We start from the raw sequence: 3,210 nt of genomic DNA, 5'->3' as shown, positions 1-3,210 counted from the left end.
CCGCACCCCCAGCCGGCCCAGCCCCGCGCGGCCGCCACCGGCCAGGCGGCTGGCGGCGCCGACAACCGGGACTACAGCCACGACGGGCCGGCCCCGTCCCGGCGGGAGGGAGCCGACGCCGGCGCCGACCAGGGCCACCCGCCGTACAAGGAGCCCCGGGAGGCGCCCCGGCCGAGCTATGTGGCACCTCGCCGGCCGGTCCGGCCGGTCGCGGACGACGATGACGAGCTCGACGTCCCCGACTTCCTCAAATAGCTCGGTGCCGGTATCCGTCCGGACCCAGGTGGCGGCCATGTTCGTCAAGCGGCACATCGAGAAGGACGTCGGGCGGTGCGCCGGGGAGCGGGTCGGGAAGCTCGTTGAGAGGCCCGCCGGGAAGTTCGCCGAGAACGCCCCGCGGCCCGTCCTGGCCGCCCTGCCGTGTGGCCGCGCGAAGGCCGGCCCGTGGCGGGCGGGGCCGGCCGGCGGACGGGCGCCACGGCACGGGTGGGCCCGGTGACGGCGGCACCGGCCGCGGGTGGGCCGGCGCAGGGTGGGCCGGTCGCGGCGCGGCGGCGCGAGGAGCTGTGGCGCAACCTCGCCGACGTCCGCGTGCGGATCGCCGCCGCGGCCACCGCGGCGGGCCGCCAGGCCGGCGAGCTCACCCTCATCGCGGTGAGCAAGAACTGGCCGGCGTCGGACGTCGCCCTGCTCGCGGGGTCCGGCATCACGCATTTCGCGGAGAACCGCGAGCAGGAGGCACGGGCGAAGGTGGCGGCTGTGACCGAATACCTCGCCTCCCACGAGCCCTGTCGCGAATATGACAGCGAGGTTTCGTCCACATGGCGGCCGCCGGCACCGCAACGGGCTCCCGAGGGGGACGGCCAGCCGCCTCGGCCGGACTCGGCGGCCCCGCCGGCAGCCGGCCCGTCCCGGCCCGGCACCGGCCGGGACGGCGGGGAGCCGGGCCCGGCGGCGGTCCCCAGACTGCCCTCCGGAGCATGGCCCTGCTGGCATTTTGTCGGCCAGCTTCAGCGTAACAAGGCCCGCCCGGTGGCCCGCTGGGCCGGCTGGGTGCAGTCGGTCGACCGCGCGCCACTGGTGGACGCGCTGGCCGCGGGGGCGCTCGCGTACGGTCGGGAGATCGCCGTCTGCCTCCAGGTGTCGCTGGACCTGCCCGGGCACGACACCGGCCGCGGTGGTGCCCGCCCGGCCGACATCCCCGCCCTCGGTGATCTCGTGGCCGCCAGCCGCGGCCTCGTCCTCGCCGGGGTGATGGGGGTCGCGCCGCGTGGCCTGCCGGCCCGGCCGGCCTTCGCGCGGCTGCGTGAGGTTTCGTGGATGCTTCGTCGGGAGCACCCGGAGGCATCGGTGATCAGCGCCGGCATGTCGGGGGACTTCCCCGACGCGGTGGCCGAAGGCGCGACACACCTTCGCATCGGGACGGCTTTGTTCGGTCCACGGCGCGCTGTCCCTTAGAGTCGCGCTCATGGGTGTGGCGCGCAGGGCGATGGTCTACCTCGGTCTGGCCGAGGAGGATGAAAGCTACCTCGAGGAAGACGAGTATGACGACGCCGGTCGTGACGATCGTCGCGATGTCGGTGAGCCCGTGCCCGCCGAGCGGTCGGTCCGTCGGATAGATGCGCGTGAGGAGCCGCCTGCGATGTCGCGACGCCCCCCGGTGGAACCGCTCCGGCCGGCTGGTCCGGTGCCGATGCGCAGGCCGTCGGCGATCGACGAGCCGTCAGCGTACCGGATTACCACTCTGCAACCACGCAGTTACAATGAGGCGCGGCAGATAGGCGAGGAGTTCCGCGACGGGACTCCGGTTATCATGAATCTGACCGAGATGGATGATGTTGACGCCAAGCGGCTGGTCGACTTCGCCGCCGGCTTGGTGTTCGGCCTGCGCGGATCGATCGAGAAGGTCACCAACAAGGTGTTCCTGCTCTCGCCGCACAACGTCGAGGTCACCGAGACCGACAAGCGGCGCATCCGTGAGGGCGGCTTCTACAACCAGTCATGATCATATTCCAGATGTCACCAGACCCCAGTCCCTGCAGGTACAGGAGAGCTCGCCATCAGCACACTGGGTGACGTGATCTCCGCGCTCCTGCTGGTCTACCTACTGTTGCTGTTCGCTCGCGTAGTGATAGATCTAGTGGTCTCCCTGAGCCGCACTTTTCGTCCCACCGGAGTCCTCGTACTAGTCTTTGAGTCCGTGTACACCGTCACCGATCCCCCGCTGAGATTCGTGCGGCGGTTCGTCCCACCCCTTCGGGTCGGTAACGTGGCATTTGACCTCGGATTCTTATTGATCTTAGTTGTGATCTGGGTCTTGCGGAGACTCGCAGATGGGCTGTGACGAAGTCGCGCACGTGGCGAATACGCGCGGCAGACTGCCGCTGGACCGCCCTCTCCGGGGAACGGCGATGCCGCATCATGAGGAGGCGACGTGGCTCTGACACCGCAGGACGTACAGAACAAGGTCTTCAGCCCGACCCGGTTCCGCACCGGCTACAACGAGGACGAGGTCGACGCTTTCCTCGACGACGTCGAGAGCGAGCTCACCCGTCTGCTGGACGAGAACACCGACCTACGCCGGCAGCTCGACGAGGCCCGCCGCACGGGCGGCGGTGGTTCCGGTGTACCCGCTCAGGTGCTGGAGGAAAACCAGCAGCTGCGCAGGCAGCTGGAGGAGACCCGGCGCCAGGTCGCGCAGGCGCAGGCGCAGGCGGCCCAGGCGGTGCAGGCCGCCCAGGCGGCGGCCCGCGAGCGCCCCGTCGCGCAGCCGTCGGCGGCAGCGACCACGGTCATCCCGGCCGTGTCCCCGCCCGGCGCGGCCCCGGCCCGCACCGGCAACAGCCAGCTGGACGCCGAGATCGAACAGCGCGTGGCCCGCACCCTCGTGCTCGCCCAGCGCACCGCGGACGAGGCGCTGCGAGAGGCCCGTAACGAGTCGGAGCGCGCCCGCCGCGAAGCCCGCGCCGATGCCGACCGCATCATCGGCGAGGCCCGCGCACACGTCGCCGAACAGCTCGGCGGCCTGGAGGACGACAAGCGCCGGCTGGAAGGCCAGGTCGAACAGCTGCGTGCCTTCGAGCGCGAGTACCGGACCAGGCTGCGCGCCTACCTGGAGATGCAGCTGCGCGACCTGGACGGCATGCCGACACAGCCGGCCGTCGGGGCCGGTGGGCCGTCCCGCCCGCCGCTGAACCCCGGCACCGGCTC

Annotated in this window: 5 protein-coding genes and 1 pseudogene; all 6 read left to right on the top strand. The window is 71.7% G+C overall.

The window, feature by feature from the left end:
• Window positions 1-255, top strand: a pseudogene (locus AC5LSR_RS23880) (cell division protein FtsZ); the annotation flags it as partial.
• Between the two features lie 37 nt (window positions 256-292).
• On the top strand, window positions 293-499 hold the full coding sequence (locus AC5LSR_RS23875; RefSeq protein WP_493465847.1) for a hypothetical protein: 207 nt from the start codon (window positions 293-295) through the stop codon (window positions 497-499).
• The gene (locus tag AC5LSR_RS23870) at window positions 496-1,458 is read left to right on the top strand and encodes a YggS family pyridoxal phosphate enzyme (RefSeq protein ID WP_493465848.1); all 963 of its coding nucleotides are present in this window, start codon (window positions 496-498) and stop codon (window positions 1,456-1,458) included. Before AC5LSR_RS23875 ends, AC5LSR_RS23870 begins: the two co-directional genes overlap by 4 nt.
• Before the next feature lie 10 nt (window positions 1,459-1,468).
• Window positions 1,469-2,005 (top strand): cell division protein SepF, encoded by a 537-nt coding sequence (locus tag AC5LSR_RS23865; RefSeq protein WP_250285265.1) that lies wholly within the window; start codon window positions 1,469-1,471, stop codon window positions 2,003-2,005.
• A gap of 63 nt (window positions 2,006-2,068) precedes the next feature.
• The gene (locus AC5LSR_RS23860; RefSeq protein ID WP_493465850.1) at window positions 2,069-2,344 is read left to right on the top strand and encodes a YggT family protein; all 276 of its coding nucleotides are present in this window, start codon (window positions 2,069-2,071) and stop codon (window positions 2,342-2,344) included.
• A 90-nt stretch (window positions 2,345-2,434) separates the two neighbouring features.
• A partial coding sequence (locus AC5LSR_RS23855; RefSeq protein ID WP_493469066.1) for a DivIVA domain-containing protein occupies window positions 2,435-3,210 on the top strand: 776 nt, incomplete at its 3' end.

Source organism: Protofrankia sp. CiP1_Cm_nod4 (assembly GCF_982290645.1).
The sequence above is the reverse complement of the archived record's forward strand: the minus strand, read 5'-3'. Positions and strand labels throughout refer to the sequence as shown.